The sequence below is a fragment of the Kribbella flavida DSM 17836 genome (assembly GCF_000024345.1).
In the GTDB taxonomy this organism is placed as follows: domain Bacteria; phylum Actinomycetota; class Actinomycetes; order Propionibacteriales; family Kribbellaceae; genus Kribbella; species Kribbella flavida.
Window position 1 is genome coordinate 6,304,381 of sequence record NC_013729.1, and the last position, 18,752, is coordinate 6,323,132.

Below are 18,752 nucleotides of genomic sequence, written 5' to 3' on the forward strand. Positions count from 1 at the left end.
GTCCACTCCTTCGCAGGTCTATATCCCGAAGGTAGCATAGTGATATCAGTTTTTGGAAGCGGCAATCCTCCGGCCGCCGTCGGTGCCTCGCGAGCTCAGCTGGACCGGCCGAGCACGGCGGTCAGACCGGGCAGGCCAGGGCGGTCAGGGCCTGCTGCCACTCGGTGGACTGCGAGCCGGGCAGTGGGTCGATCGGGCCGTCGTGCCAGGCGTGCACCGGGCGGATGCCGTGCAGGGCGTTGAGCAGCCAGACCTCGTCGGCCTCGGCCAGTTCCTCCGGGCGGCGGGCGCGTTCGGTGGTCTGCACGCCCCGGGTCGCGGCCAGGTCGCGGACCAGCGCGGCGGTCACCGACGGCAGGAAGTCGCGGTCGGCCGGCGGGAAGCAGAGCACGCCGTCCTCCCACCAGGCCAGCGCCGAGTACGCCGCTTCGACCGCGATGCCGTCGGCATCCATCAGCAGCACCTCGTCGGCGCCGCACTCGGCGGCCGCCTCGGCCTTCAACGCGCCGAGCGCATCGAGGTCCGGGCCCTTGATCCGTGGCTGCGTGCGCGGATCGGCGCCACTGTGCACCGCGATCCGCACTCGGCCGCCCGGCGTCGGCGCCGGCCGCAACTGCACCGCCAGCCGCAGCCGGCCGGCTGCGCCCGGGGCAGGGCCGACCTCGTCCCGGGGTGCGGCGACGGCAGCAGCCGACCCGGTCTCGTGGAGCTCGAAGCGGGGGAACCAGCGACCGAAGCCGGGCAGCCGGCCGACCTGGTCGTCCCAGAACGCCCCGGCGTCCGGCTCACCGGCGGCAGCGCAGGACGAGACGAACCGCTCACGGTGCCGGTCCAGGCCGCGCACCCGGCCGTTCACGACGAGGAACGAATCGGCGACGAGCACGGATCTCACCCGGACCTTCCCAGCGTTGCGGTTGCCTTCAGCACCATTTCGTCGTACTCCGCGACCGGTTCGGAGTCGAGCACGATCGCGCCGCCGGCCCCGACGACGGTCTCCCGCGGGGTCAGTACGGCGGTCCTGATCACCACGCTCAAGTCGGCCCGGCCGTCCACGGTCAGGTAGCCGAGCACACCGGAGTACACGCCGCGGGCGCTCGGCTCCAACTCGTCGAGCAGCTCCATCGTGCGGATCTTCGGCGCCCCGGTCATCGAGCCGGGCGGGAAGCAGGCCCGCACCGCAGCGACCGCGCCCACGCCGGCCCGCAGCTTGCCGCGGACCGTCGTGACCAGCTGGTGCATGGTCTGGTAGCTCTCCACCACCATCAGCTGCGGGACCTGGACGCTGCCCGGCTCGCTCACCCGGCCGAGGTCGTTGCGGATCAGGTCGACGATCATCAGGTTCTCGGCGCGCGTCTTCTCGTCCTCGGCCAGCGCCTTCGCGACAAGCTGGTCCTGGGCGGGGTCGGCCGAGCGGGGCGCGGTGCCTTTGATCGGGCGGCACTCGGCCCAGCCGTCGGCGTCCACGGCGAGGAACCGCTCCGGCGACGAGCTGGCCACCGCGATCTCGCCGTACCGGAGGAAGGCGGCGTACGGTGCGGGGTTGGTCGCGCGCTGCCAGAGGTAGAAGTCGAGCGGGTCGGGCACGGGTGGCAGCCGGACGCGGTTCGTCAGGCAGACCTCGTAGGTGTCGCCGGCCTCGAGCGCCACCCGGCAGGCGTCGATGCCGGCCAGGTACGTCGCGCGGTCCTGCTCCAGGTGCTGCTCGACGTCCAGCAGCGAGATCGCGGGCGGATCGACCCAGCCCATCCATCGGGAGGTCGCTGCCGCTGCGGCGCGGTCGAGCCAGTCCAGCGCCTCCTGGTCGTCCGGGGCGTGCACGGCGACGAGGTGGCTGCGGCCGCGGTCGTGATCGATCACGACGAAGCGGTTGGCCCAGATCCACAGCGCGTCCGGCGTCGGGGCCTCGTACGCCGCTGCTCCCCCGGTGAGCGCCTTCAGCTCGTAGCCGAAGTAGCCGACGTAGCCGCCGCTGAAGACGTCGGCCAGCTCCGCCGGTACGTCGGTGCGGCGGGCGGCGAGCAGCTCCTGGAGCTCGGTGAACACGTCCCCGTCGGTGACGTCGCGGACCAGGACCTCGGCGTCCGGGCCGGCGCTGGTGCCGAGCACCGAGATCCGGCGGGCGCTGCGGTCGGTCAGGCCACCGTCGAGCCAGAAGGCGACCGGCTCGGCCGCGAACAGCTCGCGGTAGACCGCCTCGCCGTCGGCCGCGTGGTCGACCGAGCGAACGGACCAGGTCAGTGCGGGCACAGCAGAACGGTACCCACTGGCCCGCTCACCCCGCCGCCGATCTCATCCCGGCCCGCCGATCCACCCCGCCCGCCCGCCGGTCCCACGGCCCACCGCCGCCACCCCTGCCGGAACACCGCGCCGACTCTGATGGGTCAACCCGTCGGAGACCGGGTTGGCCCACCACATTTTCGGTGGCCAACCATGCACCCGGTGGGTTGACCCACCGGAGTGCGCGGCAGAGCAGGGCGGGGCGTGGGTGGGTCGGGGCGGGGGCGAGGCGGGGCCGGGTGGGGGTGCTCGGGGCGCGGGTGCGCCGGGGTGGGGGTCAGGTGAGGGCGAGTTTGGTGCGCAGGGCGGTGATCCGGCGGATCGGGATCGCGATCTCCAGGCCGCCGCGGTCGCCGGCGCGCTGGGCCAGCCAGGCGGCGGCGTGCTCGCGCCGGTTCTCGGACGTGCCCGGCAGGTAGAGCGCGCCGATCAGCCGGCGGGCGTCGTCGATGCTGCGCACGGTGTACGCGTACCGCTCGCGCTGACTCTCCATCACGATGAAGCCGGCCCCGCGCAACTGCTCCTTCAGCCCGGACATCTCGCCCCCGGCGGGAAACTGCGGCCGGGACCGCAGCCGGGTGGTCAGTCCGGTCAGTGTGCGCAGGTCGCCGCGGCGCAACGGCCGGACGGCGGGAATCGTCGCAGCCAGCACCCCGCCGCGCCGCAGCACCCGGGCCGCCTCCGCGAGCACCTCCGGCAGCGGCTGCAGCACCATCAGCCCCATCGAGCAGGTGACGACGTCGAACGCCTCGTTGGCGAACGGCAGGCGCAGCGCGTCGGCCTGCACCTTCGGGCCGGGCGCCCCGGCGAGCTGGATCGGATTGTTGTCGACGCCAACGACCCACCGCCCGTACAGCTCACGGGAGACCGGACCGTTGCCGCAGGCCAGGTCCAGGACCCGGCGGGCCTCGCCGGAGACGGCCCGAACGAGCCAGCGGTACGGCGTGTGGTCGCCCGCGACGGCACGGGACAGCAGGGCTTCGGTGCTGCCCGGGGTGGCGGTGTGGAACGCCCGCAGGTAACCGGGCCAGTCGATCGGGTTCTGAGACATCGCGGACAGAGGTTACCCGGTGACCACAGTCAGTACCGCATCGAGCGCTCTGGGTACTGCTTTTCTTGACACAGGTCTGACCAGGAGTCCCCGCTTCGGAACGGCCGCCTCAGACCAGGCTGACGAAGATGTGCCCGGCGGTCTCGTCGCTGATCACACCGCCGGCGTCCAAGCTGCCGACCAGCACGCCCTCGGCGTCCAGCATCGAGTCGACCTCGCGGCCGGGCAGCGCGCCGGCGCGGCGCAGCACCGCCATCGCGCTGTCGTCGGTCTGCACCGGCTCGGCGATCCGGCGGACCAGCACCCGCACGGCGTTGCCGGTGGCCTGGTCGACCACCTTGTCCAGCGGCTCGACGCCGCTGCGGAAGTCGCCGATCGCGGTCGCCCGGCTGTCCTGCTGCAGCTCCTCCAGACCCGGGATCGGGTTGCCGTACGGCGACTCGGTCGGGTTGTCCAGGATCTTCAGCAGCCGCAGCTCGACCGCGTCGCTCATCACGTGCTCCCAGCGGCAGGCCTCCGCGTGCACGTCCTCCCACTCCAGGCCGATCACGTCGACCAGCAGCCGCTCGGCCAGCCGGTGCTTGCGCATCACCCGGATCGCCTGCATCCGGCCGACCTCGGTGAGCTCGAGGTGCCGGTCGCCCTCGACCGTGACGAGCCCGTCGCGCTCCATCCGCGCCACCGTCTGACTGACCGTCGGCCCGGACTGGTGCAGCCGCTCGGCGATCCGCGCGCGCAGGGGCAGAATGCCCTCTTCTTCCAGTTCGTAGATGGTCCGCAGGTACATCTCGGTGGTATCGATCAGCTCGCTCACGACAACCATTCTCGCCTATACAGGCAACCCTGACCCAATCGCGGCCGACCGGGTCCCGGGTGTTGAAGGGGACTTGAAAGTTGTGCATCGGCCAGGATGGGGCGATGGCTGCGGTGATGTGGTTCCGGCGAGACCTTCGGCTGGCGGACAATCCGGCGCTGCTGGACGCGGTGGCCGCCGGCGACGGCCGGGTGGCCGGGGTGTTCGTGCTCGACCCCGCGTTGTGGGACGCGGCGGGCGATCCGCGCCGCGCCCAGCTGCTCAGCTCGCTGCGCAGTCTGTCCGCGGCGATGGACGGCAAGCTCGTCGTCCGCCGCGGCGATCCGGCCACCGTGATCCCCGAGCTGGCGGCCGAGCTCGGGGCGGCGAGCGTGCACGTCACCACCGACTATGGCCCGTACGGCGTGCGCCGGGACCAGGCGGTCGAGAACGCGCTGAGCTGCCCGCTCGTCGCCACCGGTTCGCCGTACGCCGTGGCGCCCGGGCGGATCCTCAACGGCCAGGGCCGGTCGTACCAGGTGTTCACGCCGTACTTCCGCGCCTGGCTCGAGCACGGCTGGCGCCAACCGGCCGAGGCCCCGGCGACGATCGAGTGGATCGCTGCCCGCGGGGACGCGCTGCCCGCGGCCGGCACGATCGAAGGAGCCGGCGAAGTCGCCGCCCGGGAGCACTGGACGCAGTGGCTGGCGAGCGTCGGTCAGTACGACGACGAGCGGAACCGGCCCGACCTGGACAGCACTTCGCGGATGTCGGTGCCCTTGAAGTACGGCGAGATTCACCCGCGCACGATGCTCACCGACCTGGCCAGGCACCCCGGTGCGGGCGCCGACGCGTACCGGCGCGAGCTGGCCTGGCGCGACTTCTGCGCCGACCTGCTGGCGCGGTACCCGCAGGCGGCCTGGAAGCCGTTGCGGCCGGAGTTCGAGCGGATGGTCTACGACGAACCGGGCGACGCCTTCACCGCCTGGTGCGAGGGACGGACCGGCTACCCGATCGTCGACGCGGGCATGCGGCAACTGGCCGCCAGCGGCTTCGTGCACAACCGGATCCGGATGGTCGTCGCGTCGTTCCTGGTCAAGGACCTGCACGTGCACTGGAAGTACGGCGCCCGCTGGTTCATGGCCCGGCTGCGCGACGGCGACCTCGCCTCGAACAGCCTGAACTGGCAGTGGGTCGCCGGCTGCGGCGCCGACCCGTCGCCGTACTACCGCGTCTTCAACCCGATCACCCAGGGCTTGAAGTTCGACCCCGACGGCAGCTACGTCCGCCGCTGGGTCCCGGAGCTCGCCGACCTGCCCGGCAAGTCCGTGCACGAACCCTGGAAGCTCGCCGCCCCGCCGGCCGGCTATCCCGCACCCATCGTCGACCACGCCGAAGCCCGGCTGGAGTCCCTGCGCCGCTACGACGCGATCACGTAGCCGCCGTCACCTCTTGACCAGGCGCTTCCCCCTGCCTGTATTGTGCTAGGTAACTAGGTAAATGGGTGACAGATGATTGAGTTCCACCTGGACGGGCGGTCGGGGGTCTCGCCGTACCAGCAGGTCGTGCAGCAGGTGAAGAACGCGTTGCGGCTGGGGTTGCTGCGGGAGGGCGATCAACTGCCGACGGTGAAGGACGTGGTCGGGCAGCTCGCGATCAACCCGAACACGGTGCTCAAGGCCTACCGCGAGCTGGAGCACGAAGGGCTGGTCGCGGCCCGGCCCGGGCGCGGCACCTTCGTGACCCGGACGCTGACCGACCACAGTCTCGCGGCGCACGGTCCGCTGCGGCAGGACCTGCGGCGGTGGCTGGCCAAGGCCCGCAGAGCGGGTCTGGACGACGACAGCATCGAGGCGTTGTTCCTGACGACCTTTCGGGCCGCCGCTCAGGAGGACATAGCATGACCGCCCCGCCCGCAGTCCCGCCCACGGCAGTGCCCACAGCCCCGCCCACGGCACTGAGCGCCCGAGGTCTGGGCAAGAGGTACGGCCGCCGCTGGGCGCTGACCGAGTGCACCCTGGACGTCCCGGCCGGCCGCGTCGTCGGCCTGGTCGGCCCGAACGGCGCCGGCAAGAGCACGCTGCTGAACCTCGCCGTCGGCATGCTCACCCCGACCACCGGCAGCATCGACGTGCTGGGCGCCCCGGCCGGCGGCGGGCAGCTCCCCAAGATCGGGTTCGTCGCCCAGGACACCCCGACGTACGCCAGGTTGTCGGTCGCCGACCACCTCCGGCTCGGCGCCCGCCTCAACCCGGCCTGGGACGACTCCCTCGCCCAGGCGCGGATCCAGCGACTCGGCCTGGACCCGAAGCAGCGCGCCGGCAAGCTGTCCGGCGGCCAGCGCGCCCAGCTCGCCCTCACCCTGGGCATCGCCAAACGGCCCGAACTGCTGATCCTGGACGAGCCCGTCGCCGCGCTCGACCCGCTCGCCCGGCGCGAGTTCCTGCAGGACCTGATGGAGGCCGTCGCCGAGCAGGAGCTGAGCGTCGTGCTGTCCTCGCACCTGGTCTCCGACGTCGAGCGGTCCTGCGACTACCTGGTCGTGCTGGTCGACTCCCGCGTCCAGGTCAGCGGTGACATCGAGACGCTGCTGGCCACGCACCACCGGCTCACCGGCCCTCGCCGGGACGAGAAGTCGATGCCGCAGCACCAGCACGTGATCTCGGCCAGCCACACCGATCGGCAGTCCACCTTCCTGATCCGCACCGACGAGCCGATCCTCGACTCGGCCTGGACGGTCTCGCAGCTCAGCCTCGAGGACGTGGTGCTGGCCTACATGGGCCGCTCGGCGCTGACCCAGCCCAAGGACCGGCCTGTCCTGGAGGTGCAGCGATGATCTGGTTGACCTGGCGGCAGGTCCGCCTGCAGGCGCTGATCGTCGTCGGCGCGGTCGCCGTGCTCGCCGTCGTCCTGCTGGTGACCGGCCCCGGGCTGGCCGACGACTACCAGCGCTACCCGACCGGCTTCCTGAAGCAGATCCAGTTCGACCGAATCAACCAGTACCTGTACATCGCCGGCCAAGCGCTCATGTACGCCGCTCCGCCGGTGATCGGCGCCTTCTGGGGAGCACCGCTGATCGCCCGGGAGCTGGAAGCGGGCACCCACCGGCTGGTCTGGAACCAGAGCATCACCCGCACCCGCTGGCTGGTCACCAAACTGGCGGTCACCGGTCTCGGCGCGATCGCCGTCACCGGGTTGCTCAGTCTCGCCGTGAGCTGGTGGGCCGACCCCATCGACGACGCGGTCAACTCCGGCCAGGCGGCCGGGCCCTTCAACGTGCCCCGGCTGCTGCCGCCGGTGTTCGGCGCGCGAGGCGTCGTGCCGATCGGCTACGCGGCCTTCGCCTTCGCGCTCGGCGTCGCCGTCGGCCTGCTGGTCCGGCGCAGCGTGGTCGCGATCGCGCTCACCCTCGCCGGGGTGATCGCGCTCCAGATCCTGTCGCCGATCCTGATCCGCCCGCACCTGATGACGCCGGCCGAGACGACCGTGGTCGTCACCGCGGAGAACATGCGCGGGCTGCAACTGTCAGGCCCCGAGGACAACGCGACGGTGGTGCGGGTGGAGGCGAAGCTGCCAGGCGAAGGCAACTGGAAGCTGTCCGAGCAGACCGTCAACGCCGCCGGACAGGCCCAGAAGACCCTGCCGAGCTACGTCGCGGAGTGCGGTCCGCCCCCGCCGGACGCCACGCCGGAGCAGACCAGGACCAGGAAGCCGCTGAGCGAGTGCTTCCAGCGCCTCGCGGACGACGGCTACCGGCAGCAGATCAGCTACCACCCGGCCGACCGGTTCTGGGCTCTGCAGTGGCGGGAGGCCGGGCTCTTCCTGACGCTCGGCCTGCTGCTCACCGGCTTCTGCTTCTGGCGGATCCGCCGGGACCTGACCTGATCCCGGCGGATCCGCCCTAGACGGCTTTCAGCACCGTCAGCAGGCGAGCTACCTCGGCCGCGACCGCAGTACGGGCGGGGCCGAGGTACTTGCGGGTGTCGACCAGTGCCGGCTGGTCGGCCAGCACCTCGCGGACGACGCCGGTGAAGACGTTGTTGAGGTGGGTCGCGATGTTCACCTTCGTCATGCCCGCCTCGACCGCGCGGGTGAGGTCGGCGTCGGCGACGCCGGACGAGCCGTGCAGAACCAGTGGCACCGGTACGGCGGCGCGCAGGTCGCCGATCAGCGCGAAGTCGAGCTCCGCGGTCCGCTCGGTCATCGCATGCGACGAGCCGACCGCCACCGCGAGCGCGTCCACTCCGGTCGCCTCGGCGAAGGCGAGCGCCTCGTCCGGCCGGGTCCGCGCGCCGGGCGCGTGCACGCCGTCCTTCCCGCCGACCTCACCGATCTCGGCCTCGACGAACACGCCGTGCTCGTGGCAGAACGCGGTCACCTCGCTGGTCGCCGCGACGTTGTCGGCGTAGTCCAGCTTCGACGCGTCGAACATCACCGAGGTGAAACCGAGCGACACCGCCTCGGTCACCAGGTCACGGTCCATCGCGTGGTCGAGGTGCACCACGACCGGCACCGAGGAGGCGGCCGCGGCGGCCAGCGTCGCGACCCCGATCGGCTTCAGCGCGCCGTGGTACTTCACCGCGTTCTCACTGATCTGCAGGATCACCGGTGCGCCGACCTGCTCGGCACCGGCGATCAGCGCGGTCGCGTGCTCCAGCTGGATCACGTTGAACGCGCCGACCCCACGACCGGCCTGCGCGGCGGCGAGCACGACCTCGGCTCCGGACACCAACGGCATGACGAACTCCTTCTCCCCGGATCGCCCGGATCTACAGTTCCCGGACGGCGACCTGCGGCTGCCACCGCCGGTACGCCGCCAGGTCGAGGTCACCGGCGACCGGGGTCAGCACCGCCGCGGCGGACGCCGCCACCGCGCGGGCCAGGACCTCGGACCAGTCGGGCTCGGCCGACCGGGCGACCGCCGCGGCGACCACCGCCGTACAGGCGTCGCCGGCGCCGGTCGGATTGCCGGCGACCTGCTCGACCGGGTCCGCGCGCCAGACTCCCTTGTTGCTAGCAGCAACCATGCCGCGGGCGCCGTCGGTGATCACGGCCGCGGTGGCGCCGAGCCCGACCAGGTGCCGCGCGCCGTCCGGCACGTCCACCTCGCCCAGCGCCTCGCGCAGCTCGGCGGCGTTGGCCCGCACGACCGCACCGGCTCGCGCGGCCGCCAGCAGGGCTTCTCCCCCGGCGTCGACCACCGACAGCACGTCGTGGTGCCGGGCGCGGACCGCGATCTCGGCGTACGCGTCCGCGGGCAGGCCGGGCGGCAGGCTGCCCGAGCAGGCGAGCACCTCCAGCCGGCCCCAGGGCATCCGGTCGTGGAAGGCGCGCCACTCGTCGTCGGAGACCGTCGGGCCAGGCTCGTTGAAGATCGTCGCGTCCCCGTCGGAGCCGTTGACCACGGCAACAGTTCGCCGGGTCTCACCCGCGATCGGCGTGAGCAGGGCGGTCAGACCGGCGTCGAACAGCTCACCGGCGACCAGCTCGCCGGTCAGTCCACCGACGAAGCCCAGGGCGAGCACCGGATGGCCGAGGGTGGCGGCGACCCGGGCGACGTTCACGCCCTTGCCGCCGGCCCGCTGCCGGACCTCGGTGACCCGGTGGCTGCCGCCGACCACCAGTTCGTCCACGGCGTAGGTGACGTCGAGGGCGAGGTTGAGCGTGACGGTACCGATCATCGGCCGGCCGTCGAACCGCCGGCACCGTCGGCCTCGGAGTCCGTCGCGGTGTCGAGCCACGCCCCGGCCCGCATCACCTTCTGGACGACGCAGTCGTCGTCGAGCACCACCAGGTCGGCCCGCTTGCCGGTCTCGATGCCGCCGACGTGGTACCAGCCGAACGCCTCGGCCGGGGTGGTCGAGGCCATCCGGGACGCGTCCACCAGCGAGACGCCCGCGTTCACCGCGTTGCGGAAGGCAACATCCATCGTCAGCGTGCTGCCGGCGATCGAGCGCGACCCCTCGGCGAGCGTGGCCAGGCCGTCGGTGACGTCCACCTCGAGACCGCCGAGCAGGTACCGCCCGTTCGGCATGCCGGCGGCGACCATCGCGTCGGTGATCAGCGCGATCCGGGACACCCCGGCCGCGGCCAGCGCGACCCGGACCACCTGCGGGTCCAGGTGCATGCCGTCGTTGATCACCTCGAGCAGCAGCCGCGGATCGTTCAGCGCGGCGCCGACCGGCCCAGGGTCGCGGTGGTGGAACGGCCGCATCCCGTTGAACAGGTGGGTCGCGACCGTCGCGCCCGCGTCCGCGCCGGCGATCATCTGCTCGTACGTCGCGTCGGTGTGCCCGAGCGCGGCCACCACCCCGGCGTCGACGACCTGGTGGATCGCGTCCAGCCCGTGCTCCAGCTCCGGGGCGATGGTGACCATCTTCACCGCGTCGCCGAGCACCTTGGCCACGTCGTCCGCGACCGGGTCCCGCAGCAGCGTCGGCTCGTGCGCACCGCAGCGCGCCGTCGACAGGAACGGCCCTTCCAGGTGCACGCCCGCGATGACGCCGTCGGTGACCAGGTCGGCCAGGCACGCGGTCTGCGAGACGATCTCGTCGAGCGGCCCGGTGACCAGGCTGGCCATCGTCGTGGTGGTGCCGTGCCGGGCGTGGAAGGCGGCGACCTTGCGGGCCTCGTCCGGATCGGTGGTCGAGTACGTCGCGCCACCGCCGCCGTGGGTGTGGATGTCGACGAAGCCCGGTACGACGGTCGCCTCGCCGAGGTCCTCCGGGCGCTTGCCGTCGGCGGGCATGCCCTCGGACCGGCGGCCGAAGGAGACGATGTCGCCGTCCTCGACCTGAATCCAGGCACTCTCCAGCACGTCGTCCGGCGTGACCAGCCGGCCCACCCGATAGGTCGTCATACCGCCTGCTCTCCGCTCTCTTCGACGCCCACCGCGGGGCTCGCATCAGGGTCTGCTTCGGGGCGCGCTTGCGTACTGGCTTCAGGGACCGCCGTGCGGCCCGGGGAGATCCGGGCCGGCGGGGCTGCTTCGAGGGCGACCCGGTCCCAGGCCATCAGCGCGGCACCGAGGCAGCCCGCCTCCTCGCCGAGCACAGCGGCCACGATCTCGGGCTCGCGCTGGAACGTCAGCCGCTCGTGCAGCCCGGCCCGCAACGGCGCCAGCAACGTCTCGCCGGCGCCGACCAGGCCGCCACCGATCGCGATCCGGGTCGGCGCCACCAGCGTCGTGTAGAGCACGAGCGCGTCGATCAACGCCGACAGCGCCTCCTCCCACACAGCTGCAGCGTCCGGATCCCCTTCGCCCAGCAGCTCCAGCACCTCGCGCGCCCCGTCGACCACCCGCCCGGTCCGTACGCCGTACCGGCGGGCGAGGGCGGCGGCGGACGCGACGGTCTCCAGGCAGCCGTACTGGCCGCAGGCGCACAGCTCGGCGGCCTCGCCGTGCACGAACCGGGTGTGGCCGAGCTCACCGGCGTACCCGTCGCCGCTGACCAGGGAGCCGTCGACCACCATCGCGGCGGCGATCCCGGTGCCGAGCGGGAGGAAGAGCGAGTTCGTCGTACCGGTGAGCGCGCCTTCGCGCAGTTCGGCGTAGCCGCCCGCCCGCACGTCGTGGGCCAGCGTCACCTGCCGGTCGGGCCCGACCGCGGCCTGCAGCTCGGCGAGCACCGGCGTACCGACCCAGGCCAGGTTCTCGGCGCTGACGGTGCCGTGCTGGGCGTTGATGATGCCCGGGACCACGACGCCGACCGCGCGCACGGCATGCCCGTCGGCGGCCGCCTTCTGGCCCAGCTCGAGCACGGCTTCCAGCAGCGCGTCAAGCACAGCGCGGCCCCCGCCACCCGCGTCGGTCAGCGCCCGGGGCGTCGGCCTGGTCTCACGGTGCAGCACGGCACCGTCGGCGGCGACCAGGCCGCACTTCATCCGGGTTCCACCGAGATCGACGGCGACCACGACTTCACAGGGCTCCACGGAGCGCCATTATGCAGCGTTACCCGGGGGTTCGAACATCCGTGAGCAACGGACGGACAGCTTCGACCAGACCAGTGCCCCAGGTGGCCCGCCGCGGTCCGGTACGGCGACACGCCGTCGCTCGGCCGGCCCGGTCAGGACCGCAGACCCCGGTCGAACGCGGCCACCAGGAAGGCGATCAGGTTCTCGGCCAGCTTGCTGGGGTCGTCGACGTCCTCGGTGCCCGGAGCCCGCGACAGCGCCTGAGACTGGTGCAGCGCGAGCAGACCGAGCATGTTGACGTAGCCGAAAGCCACCGACTCCGGCGCCGCCCGCGGCAGCGCCGTCTGCAGCGCCGCGAGGTACCGGGCCTCGATCGGGTCCGCCTCGGCGGCGTACAGCTCGCGGATCCGCCGGCTCGGGTCGAACGCGACCCGGCCGATGAACCGGGCCACGATCGCGCCGCGCTCACCGCGCCGCAGTACCAGGTCCAGCCCGGGTTCGATGAACGCCCGGATCAGTTGCTCGGCGGTTGGCTGCCCGGTGGCCTCCATCTGGTCGAGCCGGCGCCGGCGCTCGGTGTTCACCGGCGCCATCGCGCGGGCGACCGCGGCCCGCAGCAGCGCTTCCTTGGAGCCGAAATGGTAGTTGACCGCCGCGATGTTGGCCGCCGCCGCGACCGTGATGGCGCGCAGCGACGTTCCCTCGTAGCCGCCCTCGCCGAACCGCTGCTCGGCGATGTTGAGCAACCGCTCCCGGGTCGATTCCACGGGTGGTGTTTCCACAGAGTTCTCCTTCCCCCCGGCCACCGCTCGCACAGGCACCCCACCTGCTCACGCGCCGTAGCCTGCAGTCAGCATAGTTCAAACGGACGTTTGAATGAGAGTGGTCAGGGCAGTAAATCTCCGGACACGCGGGAAAACCCTGCACGCCGCAGGATTTCGGGCCTCACCAGGCCGCAACGCGGGGGACGTTAGGGTCGGACAGCATGACGACGCGCGACGTGCGGATCGACCGGCGGTACCGGGGTCCGGAGCGGTCCGGCAACGGCGGATACACGGCCGGACTCGTCGGGACGGCTCTCGCGACGGCCGCTCGGGCCGCGGCCGACGCCGGCAGCGGAAGTGCGGAGGCCACCGACTCGGCGCCGGGAGTGCCGCAAGTGACGTTGCGGCTGCCTCCGCCGCTGGACACCGACCTGGCACTCACCGCGTCCGCCGATCGCGCCCGGTTGCTGACCGCCGACGAGACCGTGGTCGCCGAGGCCGTGGCGGTCGACGCGGACATCCTCGCCAACGCCGCGATCGACCCGCTGCCGTACGACGAGGCCCGCGCCGCCGAAGCGCGGTACCGAGGGATGCGGGACCATCCCTTTCCCGGCTGCTACGCCTGCGGCCCCGACAACCCGGCCGGTCTGCGGCTTCGCCCAGGCTTTGTCGGTGACGGGCGCACCGCCTGCACCTGGACGCCGGGCGCCGGGCTCGCCGAGGCCGACGAGCTGGTCGGCGCCGTCCACCTCTGGGCCGCGCTCGACTGCCCCGGCGGCTGGAGCATCGATCTCGAGGGCCGTCCGTCGGTGCTCGGCCAGATGACCGCCTGCGTCGACGCCCGCCCGCACCCCGGCGAACCCTGCGTGATCATGGGCCGCCACCTCGGCGAGTCCGGCCGCAAGACCTTCACCGCCAGCACCCTGTACGACGCGGACGGCCGGATCCTGGCGCGCGCCCGGCACACCTGGATCACGGTCGACCCGTCGTTGTTCAACTGATCAGCTGGTGGTCAGCACGAAGTTCGCGGACACCTGCCAGCTGAGCGGGCGGCCGCCGTACGTGAAGGCGGGCACCAAGTAGCGGTAGGCGAACCTGCCGCGCTGCGTCGCGGTGAAGCTGTACGTGCCGGCGCCGTTGCTGGTGGTGACCCATTTCAGGTCACGCCAGGCCTGGCCGTCCCAGCGTTGCAGCGTGGTCCGGACGTTCGCGGGCGGCGCGATCGTCACCCGGGTCGTGACGCGTTGCCCGTACGTCGCCGTGGAGTCGGTGAAGCCGCCGCTCACGCCCGGCCGGGTCACCGTGGTCGAGGCGCCGCTGATCACCCCGAGCCCCAGACTCTCCTTGGCGAGGTGGTCCGGCACGGCGACCCGGTACTGCCGCGTCCCGCGCGCGACCGGCGCCAACCGGAAGGTCCCGGCGGCCGTGCTCCGGACGACGCCCACGACGTACCAGGGCGACGCCGCGTCGGCCCGCGCGTGCAGCACGACCGGCCGAGGCGTGTCGGCGGTGCTCTCCGCCCAGCACGGCCCGGGATCGCACCGGCGGGTGAACCGCTGGAGCTGCCCGGTGATCACCGTCGACTGCCCGTACGTCGTGGCGGCCGGGACTGCGAGACTCCGGAAGCGTTCGGTGTCGACGGAGATCGAGGACCAGGCGGCCGTGCTCGGCCACTCGTTGCGGTCCTTGATGCCCACCTGGACCGGCGGCTCGTCGACCGTCGCGAAGGTGGCGGTGGTCGCCGGACCCACGTCGGCCACCAGGTCCCAGATCGTCACCCTGGCGAGGCTCGCGTGCACCTCGAACCGGTGCGGACCGGCCGCGAGGTCGAGCGGGTCACCGGGATTGGGATCCGGCCGGCCTGCTCCCGGGCGCCAACTCAGGGTGTAGCGGCCGTCCGCCGCGCGGGTGCCCGCGGTGATCGCCGGCGGCTCCGGGTTCAGCGTGTCGAAGGCCACGGACAACCCGGCCGGGCCGGTCGCGCCGGCGGCGGTCCCGGCGGACACGGCGATGCGGACCGAGGACGCGGTCCGGAAAGGCCCGGCCGGCAGGTCCACCTGGTTCGGCGCATCCGCTGCGGTCAGGCTCACCGGGCCCGATCCGTCGGCGTACTGGGCGAGCACGCGGTTCGGTACCGCGCCGGTTTCGGTCCAGGTCACGCGGACCTGGGTGTGCGCGGGGCTCGCCCACGCCACCTTCACGTTCGCCGGCGCCGGGTCGGCCGCCTGGGCCGGACTCACCAGCCCGACCGTCATCAACAGCCCCGAGGCCGCCGTCACCACACCTGTTCGCACAGGACCACCCCCACTCTCACTCACCAATCCGGGGGAGAACCCGCCAAATTGTGGGTCCACCCCCTGGTATACCGAGGGAGAACCCACAACTTGGCGAGTCATCCGTTCTGCTTGATGCTCGCGGGAGGCGGGAAGTTACCCGGCGGATCTGGGGGCGGGTGATATGCAGGTCTGGGCGACCGGCGAACGGCCGGTGGGACGAGGGAGACACGCTGCGATGGAAACGACCGAATACGACCTGATCGTGCTGGGTGCCGGGGCCGTGGGTGAGAACGCGGCCGACCGGGCCGTGCGGGGTGGACTGAGCGCCGTCCTGGTCGAGCACGAGCTGGTCGGCGGCGAGTGCTCGTACTGGGCCTGCATGCCGTCGAAGGCGCTGCTCCGGCCGGCCCAGGCGCTGCGGGCGGCCCAGGCGGTCGCCGGCGCCGCGCAGGCGGTCACCGGGACGCTCGACGTCCAGGCGGTGCTGGAACGGCGCAACTCGTTCACCAGCAACTGGAAGGACGACGGCCAGGTCGAGTGGGTCGAGGGAGCCGGCATCTCCCTGGTTCGCGGGCACGCCCGGTTCAGCGGCCCCAAAGAGGTGACCGTCACCGACTCCGACGGCACCACCACGCTGCTCAGGGCCCGGCACGCGGTGGTCGTCGCCACCGGCTCCGACCCGGTCGTGCCGGACATCGACGGGCTGCGTGAGGCGAACCCCTGGACCAGCCGGGAGGCCACCAGCGCCAAGTCTGCGCCCGGCCGGCTGGCGATCATCGGCGGCGGGGTCGTCGCCGCCGAGATGGCGACCGCGTACGCCGGCTTCGGCACCGAGGTGACGCTGATCTCGCGCGGCAAGCTGCTGAGCCAGCAGGAGCCGTTCGCGGGCGAGATGGTCGCCGACGCGCTGCGCGACCTGGGCGCGACCGTCCTGGTCGACACCAACACCACCCGCGTACGCCGTACCGGGGACGAGGTGGTCGTCGAGACCTCCGACGGGCAGACCGTCACCGCCGACGAGGTGCTGGTCGCGACCGGGCGCAAGCCGCGCACGGAGGACCTCGGCCTGGAGACCATCGGCCTCACCCCGGGCGATTGGCTGCCGACCGACGACACGATGCGGGTCGAGGGGTTCGACTGGCTCTACGCCATCGGTGACGTGACCAAGCGGGCGCTGCTCACCCACCAGGGCAAGTACCAGGCCCGCGCGGCCGGCGACGTCATCGCAGCCCGGGCAACAGGCAGCACGGTGTCGGACCAGCCGTGGGGCGTGCACGTGGCCACCGCCGACCACGAGGCCGTGCCGCAGGTGACGTTCACCGACCCCGAAGTCGCCTCCGTCGGGCTGACCGACGAGGCCGCCCGCGCCGCCGGGTACGACGTCCGCACGGTCGACTACGAGATCGGCAACGTGGCCGGGGCGAGCGTCCGGGCCGACGGGTACACCGGTAAAGCCCGGATGGTCGTCGACGAGCAGCGCAAGGTGGTGCTCGGCGCCACCTTCGTCGGCCCGGAGGTCAGCGACCTGCTGCAGGCGGCCACCTTCGCCGTCGTCGGGCAGATCCCGCTCGACCGCCTCTGGCACGCCGTCCCGGCGTACCCGACGGTGAACGAGATCTGGCTGCGCCTGCTGGAGACCTACGGCCGCCCGACTCCCTGAGCCGGGCTGGGACGAGCCGGCCTACTGCGCGGGGTCGGCCTTGGTCCGGGCTGCGTGGGCGCGGACCTTCGCACGGTTGCCGCAGGTGGCCATCGAGCACCAGCGGCGGCGGCCGCGCGGGTCGAGGAAGAGCCAGCCGCACCCGTCGCCCGGGCACTCCCGGACGTGGGTGCGGGACGGCCCGGTGAGCAGGTCGGCGGACAGCAGGGCCAGCTGGTCCAGCGGCAGGTTCAGGTCCTCCGGCAGGTCCCAGGTGGCGGCCAGGCCGTGCAGGGTGGGCAGCGGCAGCAGCCGCCGGTGCCCGGCAGCCCGCGCGATCACCCGCTGCACGGCGTCGAACGACGACGTCGCCGAGGTGTCGGTGAGTACGTCGTACAGGTCGGCGCGGAACTCCAGCGCGGCCTCGAACCGCCGGGCCGCGTCGGTGGGCCGGCCCGCGGCCTGCTCGATCAGCCGGAAGACCCCGGCGTCGGAGAGCAGGCCGACGTAGCCCGACCAGATCACCAGCGTCTCGAAGCTGGTCAGCCACTCGGAGCGGGCCGGCCCGCGGCCGGTCCACTCGGAGCGGGTGTTGAGAAAGTCCAGGACGGGGTCCGCGCCGACCGGCTTGGGCAGCACGACGCCCTGGACGAGCTCGAGGTGGGACGGCAGCGCGGACATCGGGTCAGCGGGGTGTCTGCTGCGGGGTCGGCACCGGGAGGCTGACGTTGCCGTTCTGCGGGATCACCATGAACTGGATCTTGCCCGACTCGATCGCGGTTTTCAGCAGGTAGCCGTTCGCGCCGAGCATCGCGACCTGCTGCCGGACCGACTGCAGCTCGACGTTGACCTGCTGGTTCTTCTGCTCCTGGGCCTGCTTGGCCAGCTCGGCGCGCTGCTTGGCCTCCAGCCCGTCGATGATGCCCTTGTCCAGCGGCGTCGGCTTCTGGATCGTGAACGACAGCTCGCCGCAGGCGTTGTTGCCGGTGTACGACGGCCCGCAGAAGTAGTCGCCGCCGACGGCGGCCGGCAGCAGCCGGGTGAACTCCTTGGCCGCGGCGGTCTGGAAGGCGGACTTCTTCGCCTCGTTGTTGTAGAGCTCGGCCCAGTTGTAGTTCGTGCCGACCGCGACCAGCGCCCGGTCGATCTGCGGCCGGAAGTACGACTGCAGCATCGCGTTCCAGCCGCGGTCCTCGAACGCCTCGGTCTTCAGCCCGATCCGCTCGTGGAACGACTGCAGCACGGCCTGCTCGCGGTTCAGCGTGAAGTAGACCTGGACCCGGACACCGAGCCGCACGTTGTCCTTGCTGACGACGGTCACCTCGTCGGCGTCGTCGGTGTCCGCGCCGGCGCCGCCGATGATGTACGAGCGCTGGTCGATCGGGTAGCTGTACACGGTGTCGCCGGGGCCGATCAGCTTGTTCGTCGCCCCCGGCGGGATGACCGACTTGAACTTCTTGTCCTCGACCACGCCACCGCCGTAGTGCAGACCGATCTTGTTCGCGGCGGTGTCGGCGAAGTTGAACAGGTTGGCCAGCACGATGATCAGCAGCACGACCAGGATCGCCCCGCCGATCAGTTTGCCCTTGACGCCGCCCTTCGACGTGTTCCCCGTCACGGTCCCCAGCTTTGCCATCAGGTGTCGAGCTCCTTGCGTTCGGTCAGCCGCCGGATGTCGGCGAGCGTCAGGTCGGCGGTGACCGCGACGTCGCGCGGCACCGACGGATGCGAGCTGAGCGTACGCAGGCCCTGCTCGGCAGCCGCGACCGCCTTCTCGAGCGCCCGGACCTCCTGCACCAGCGCCTTGGTCTCGCCGGTCAGCTCGATCACGGACCGCTCCGCGAGGGTGGCCCGGCGGTACGACGACCAGGCGAACCAGGCGGTTCCGACGAGCAGGATCAGTACGGGCAGTCCGAGCCTCAACACCATGCCCACCATGGGACCACGACCGGCGTTCATCTGTGGGCGAAAACCGGTTGAACGGCCCCGGATCGCGACGTAGGTTCGGAGTACACGCGAAGGGAGGTGGTCCAACGCA

Annotated in this window: 19 protein-coding genes; 6 read left to right on the top strand and 13 right to left on the bottom strand. The window is 72.2% G+C overall.

Translation table 11 applies throughout. The features are described 5' to 3' along the window. Positions 1–121 precede the first annotated feature (121 nt). From KFLA_RS29120 to KFLA_RS29135, 4 genes are all read right to left on the bottom strand, one after another. A complete protein-coding gene (locus KFLA_RS29120; RefSeq protein WP_012923426.1) occupies positions 122–892 on the bottom strand; it encodes an aminotransferase class IV in 771 nt (256 codons plus the stop codon). Further along, positions 889–2,247 carry an aminodeoxychorismate synthase component I gene (pabB, locus tag KFLA_RS29125; protein WP_012923427.1) on the bottom strand — a complete coding sequence of 453 codons (1,359 nt, stop codon included), beginning with the start codon at positions 2,245–2,247 and terminating at the stop codon, positions 889–891. Before pabB ends, KFLA_RS29120 begins: the two co-directional genes overlap by 4 nt. Before the next feature lie 307 nt (positions 2,248–2,554). Continuing rightward, the gene (locus tag KFLA_RS29130) at positions 2,555–3,328 is read right to left on the bottom strand and encodes a class I SAM-dependent methyltransferase (protein WP_012923428.1); all 774 of its coding nucleotides are present in this window, start codon (positions 3,326–3,328) and stop codon (positions 2,555–2,557) included. A 109-nt stretch (positions 3,329–3,437) separates the two neighbouring features. Continuing rightward, a complete protein-coding gene (locus KFLA_RS29135) occupies positions 3,438–4,151 on the bottom strand; it encodes an iron-dependent transcriptional repressor DtxR (protein WP_012923429.1) in 714 nt (237 codons plus the stop codon). Between the two features lie 95 nt (positions 4,152–4,246). On the opposite strand from KFLA_RS29135, the gene KFLA_RS29140 reads away from it, so the two are divergent. From KFLA_RS29140 to KFLA_RS29155, 4 genes are all read left to right on the top strand, one after another. Next, on the top strand, positions 4,247–5,560 hold the full coding sequence (locus KFLA_RS29140) for a cryptochrome/photolyase family protein (protein WP_012923430.1): 1,314 nt from the start codon (positions 4,247–4,249) through the stop codon (positions 5,558–5,560). Positions 5,561–5,632: 72 nt separating this feature from the next. Continuing rightward, entirely contained in the window at positions 5,633–6,025 is a 393-nt protein-coding gene (locus tag KFLA_RS29145) for a GntR family transcriptional regulator (protein WP_012923431.1), read from the top strand. Next, positions 6,022–6,957: an ABC transporter ATP-binding protein gene (locus KFLA_RS29150; RefSeq protein WP_012923432.1), complete on the top strand. Its 936-nt coding sequence runs from the start codon at positions 6,022–6,024 to the stop codon at positions 6,955–6,957. Before KFLA_RS29145 ends, KFLA_RS29150 begins: the two co-directional genes overlap by 4 nt. Then, positions 6,954–8,006, top strand: coding sequence for an ABC transporter permease (locus KFLA_RS29155; RefSeq protein ID WP_012923433.1), 1,053 nt, complete (start codon positions 6,954–6,956; stop codon positions 8,004–8,006). The genes KFLA_RS29150 and KFLA_RS29155 overlap by 4 nt, the downstream gene beginning before the upstream one ends. Before the next feature lie 16 nt (positions 8,007–8,022). Here KFLA_RS29155 and KFLA_RS29160 read toward each other — a convergent pair whose 3' ends face one another. From KFLA_RS29160 to KFLA_RS29180, 5 genes are all read right to left on the bottom strand, one after another. Continuing rightward, entirely contained in the window at positions 8,023–8,859 is an 837-nt protein-coding gene (locus KFLA_RS29160; RefSeq protein WP_012923434.1) for a class II fructose-bisphosphate aldolase, read from the bottom strand. Positions 8,860–8,890: 31 nt separating this feature from the next. Next, positions 8,891–9,802 (bottom strand): 1-phosphofructokinase family hexose kinase, encoded by a 912-nt coding sequence (locus tag KFLA_RS29165; protein WP_012923435.1) that lies wholly within the window; start codon positions 9,800–9,802, stop codon positions 8,891–8,893. Next, entirely contained in the window at positions 9,799–10,980 is a 1,182-nt protein-coding gene (gene nagA / locus KFLA_RS29170) for an N-acetylglucosamine-6-phosphate deacetylase (RefSeq protein ID WP_012923436.1), read from the bottom strand. The genes KFLA_RS29165 and nagA overlap by 4 nt, the downstream gene beginning before the upstream one ends. Then, a complete protein-coding gene (locus KFLA_RS29175; protein ID WP_237706625.1) occupies positions 10,977–12,053 on the bottom strand; it encodes an ROK family protein in 1,077 nt (358 codons plus the stop codon). The genes nagA and KFLA_RS29175 overlap by 4 nt, the downstream gene beginning before the upstream one ends. A gap of 134 nt (positions 12,054–12,187) precedes the next feature. Further along, positions 12,188–12,817, bottom strand: a complete 630-nt coding sequence (locus tag KFLA_RS29180; protein WP_012923438.1) for a TetR family transcriptional regulator — start codon at positions 12,815–12,817, stop codon at positions 12,188–12,190. 203 nt (positions 12,818–13,020) lie between these two features. Between KFLA_RS29180 and KFLA_RS29185 the strand changes: the two genes are divergently transcribed. Next, complete coding sequence (locus KFLA_RS29185; protein ID WP_012923439.1) at positions 13,021–13,800, top strand: hotdog family protein; 780 nt, start codon at positions 13,021–13,023, stop codon at positions 13,798–13,800. Here KFLA_RS29185 and KFLA_RS29190 read toward each other — a convergent pair whose 3' ends face one another. Further along, positions 13,801–15,093, bottom strand: a complete 1,293-nt coding sequence (locus KFLA_RS29190) for a hypothetical protein (RefSeq protein WP_148256767.1) — start codon at positions 15,091–15,093, stop codon at positions 13,801–13,803. Between the two features lie 217 nt (positions 15,094–15,310). Between KFLA_RS29190 and KFLA_RS29195 the strand changes: the two genes are divergently transcribed. Next, positions 15,311–16,735, top strand: coding sequence for a dihydrolipoyl dehydrogenase family protein (locus KFLA_RS29195; protein WP_012923441.1), 1,425 nt, complete (start codon positions 15,311–15,313; stop codon positions 16,733–16,735). Between the two features lie 21 nt (positions 16,736–16,756). Here the strand turns inward: KFLA_RS29195 and KFLA_RS29200 are convergent, their stop codons facing one another. Genes KFLA_RS29200 through KFLA_RS29210 form a run of 3 tightly spaced genes read right to left on the bottom strand, consistent with a single transcriptional unit; the run spans position 16,757 to position 18,643 of the window. Then, positions 16,757–17,395 (bottom strand): CGNR zinc finger domain-containing protein, encoded by a 639-nt coding sequence (locus KFLA_RS29200; protein WP_012923442.1) that lies wholly within the window; start codon positions 17,393–17,395, stop codon positions 16,757–16,759. A gap of 4 nt (positions 17,396–17,399) precedes the next feature. Beyond that, positions 17,400–18,350, bottom strand: a complete 951-nt coding sequence (locus tag KFLA_RS29205; RefSeq protein ID WP_012923443.1) for an SPFH domain-containing protein — start codon at positions 18,348–18,350, stop codon at positions 17,400–17,402. Beyond that, positions 18,350–18,643, bottom strand: coding sequence for a hypothetical protein (locus KFLA_RS29210; protein ID WP_237706626.1), 294 nt, complete (start codon positions 18,641–18,643; stop codon positions 18,350–18,352). Before KFLA_RS29210 ends, KFLA_RS29205 begins: the two co-directional genes overlap by 1 nt. Between the last annotated feature and the right edge of the window lie 109 nt (positions 18,644–18,752).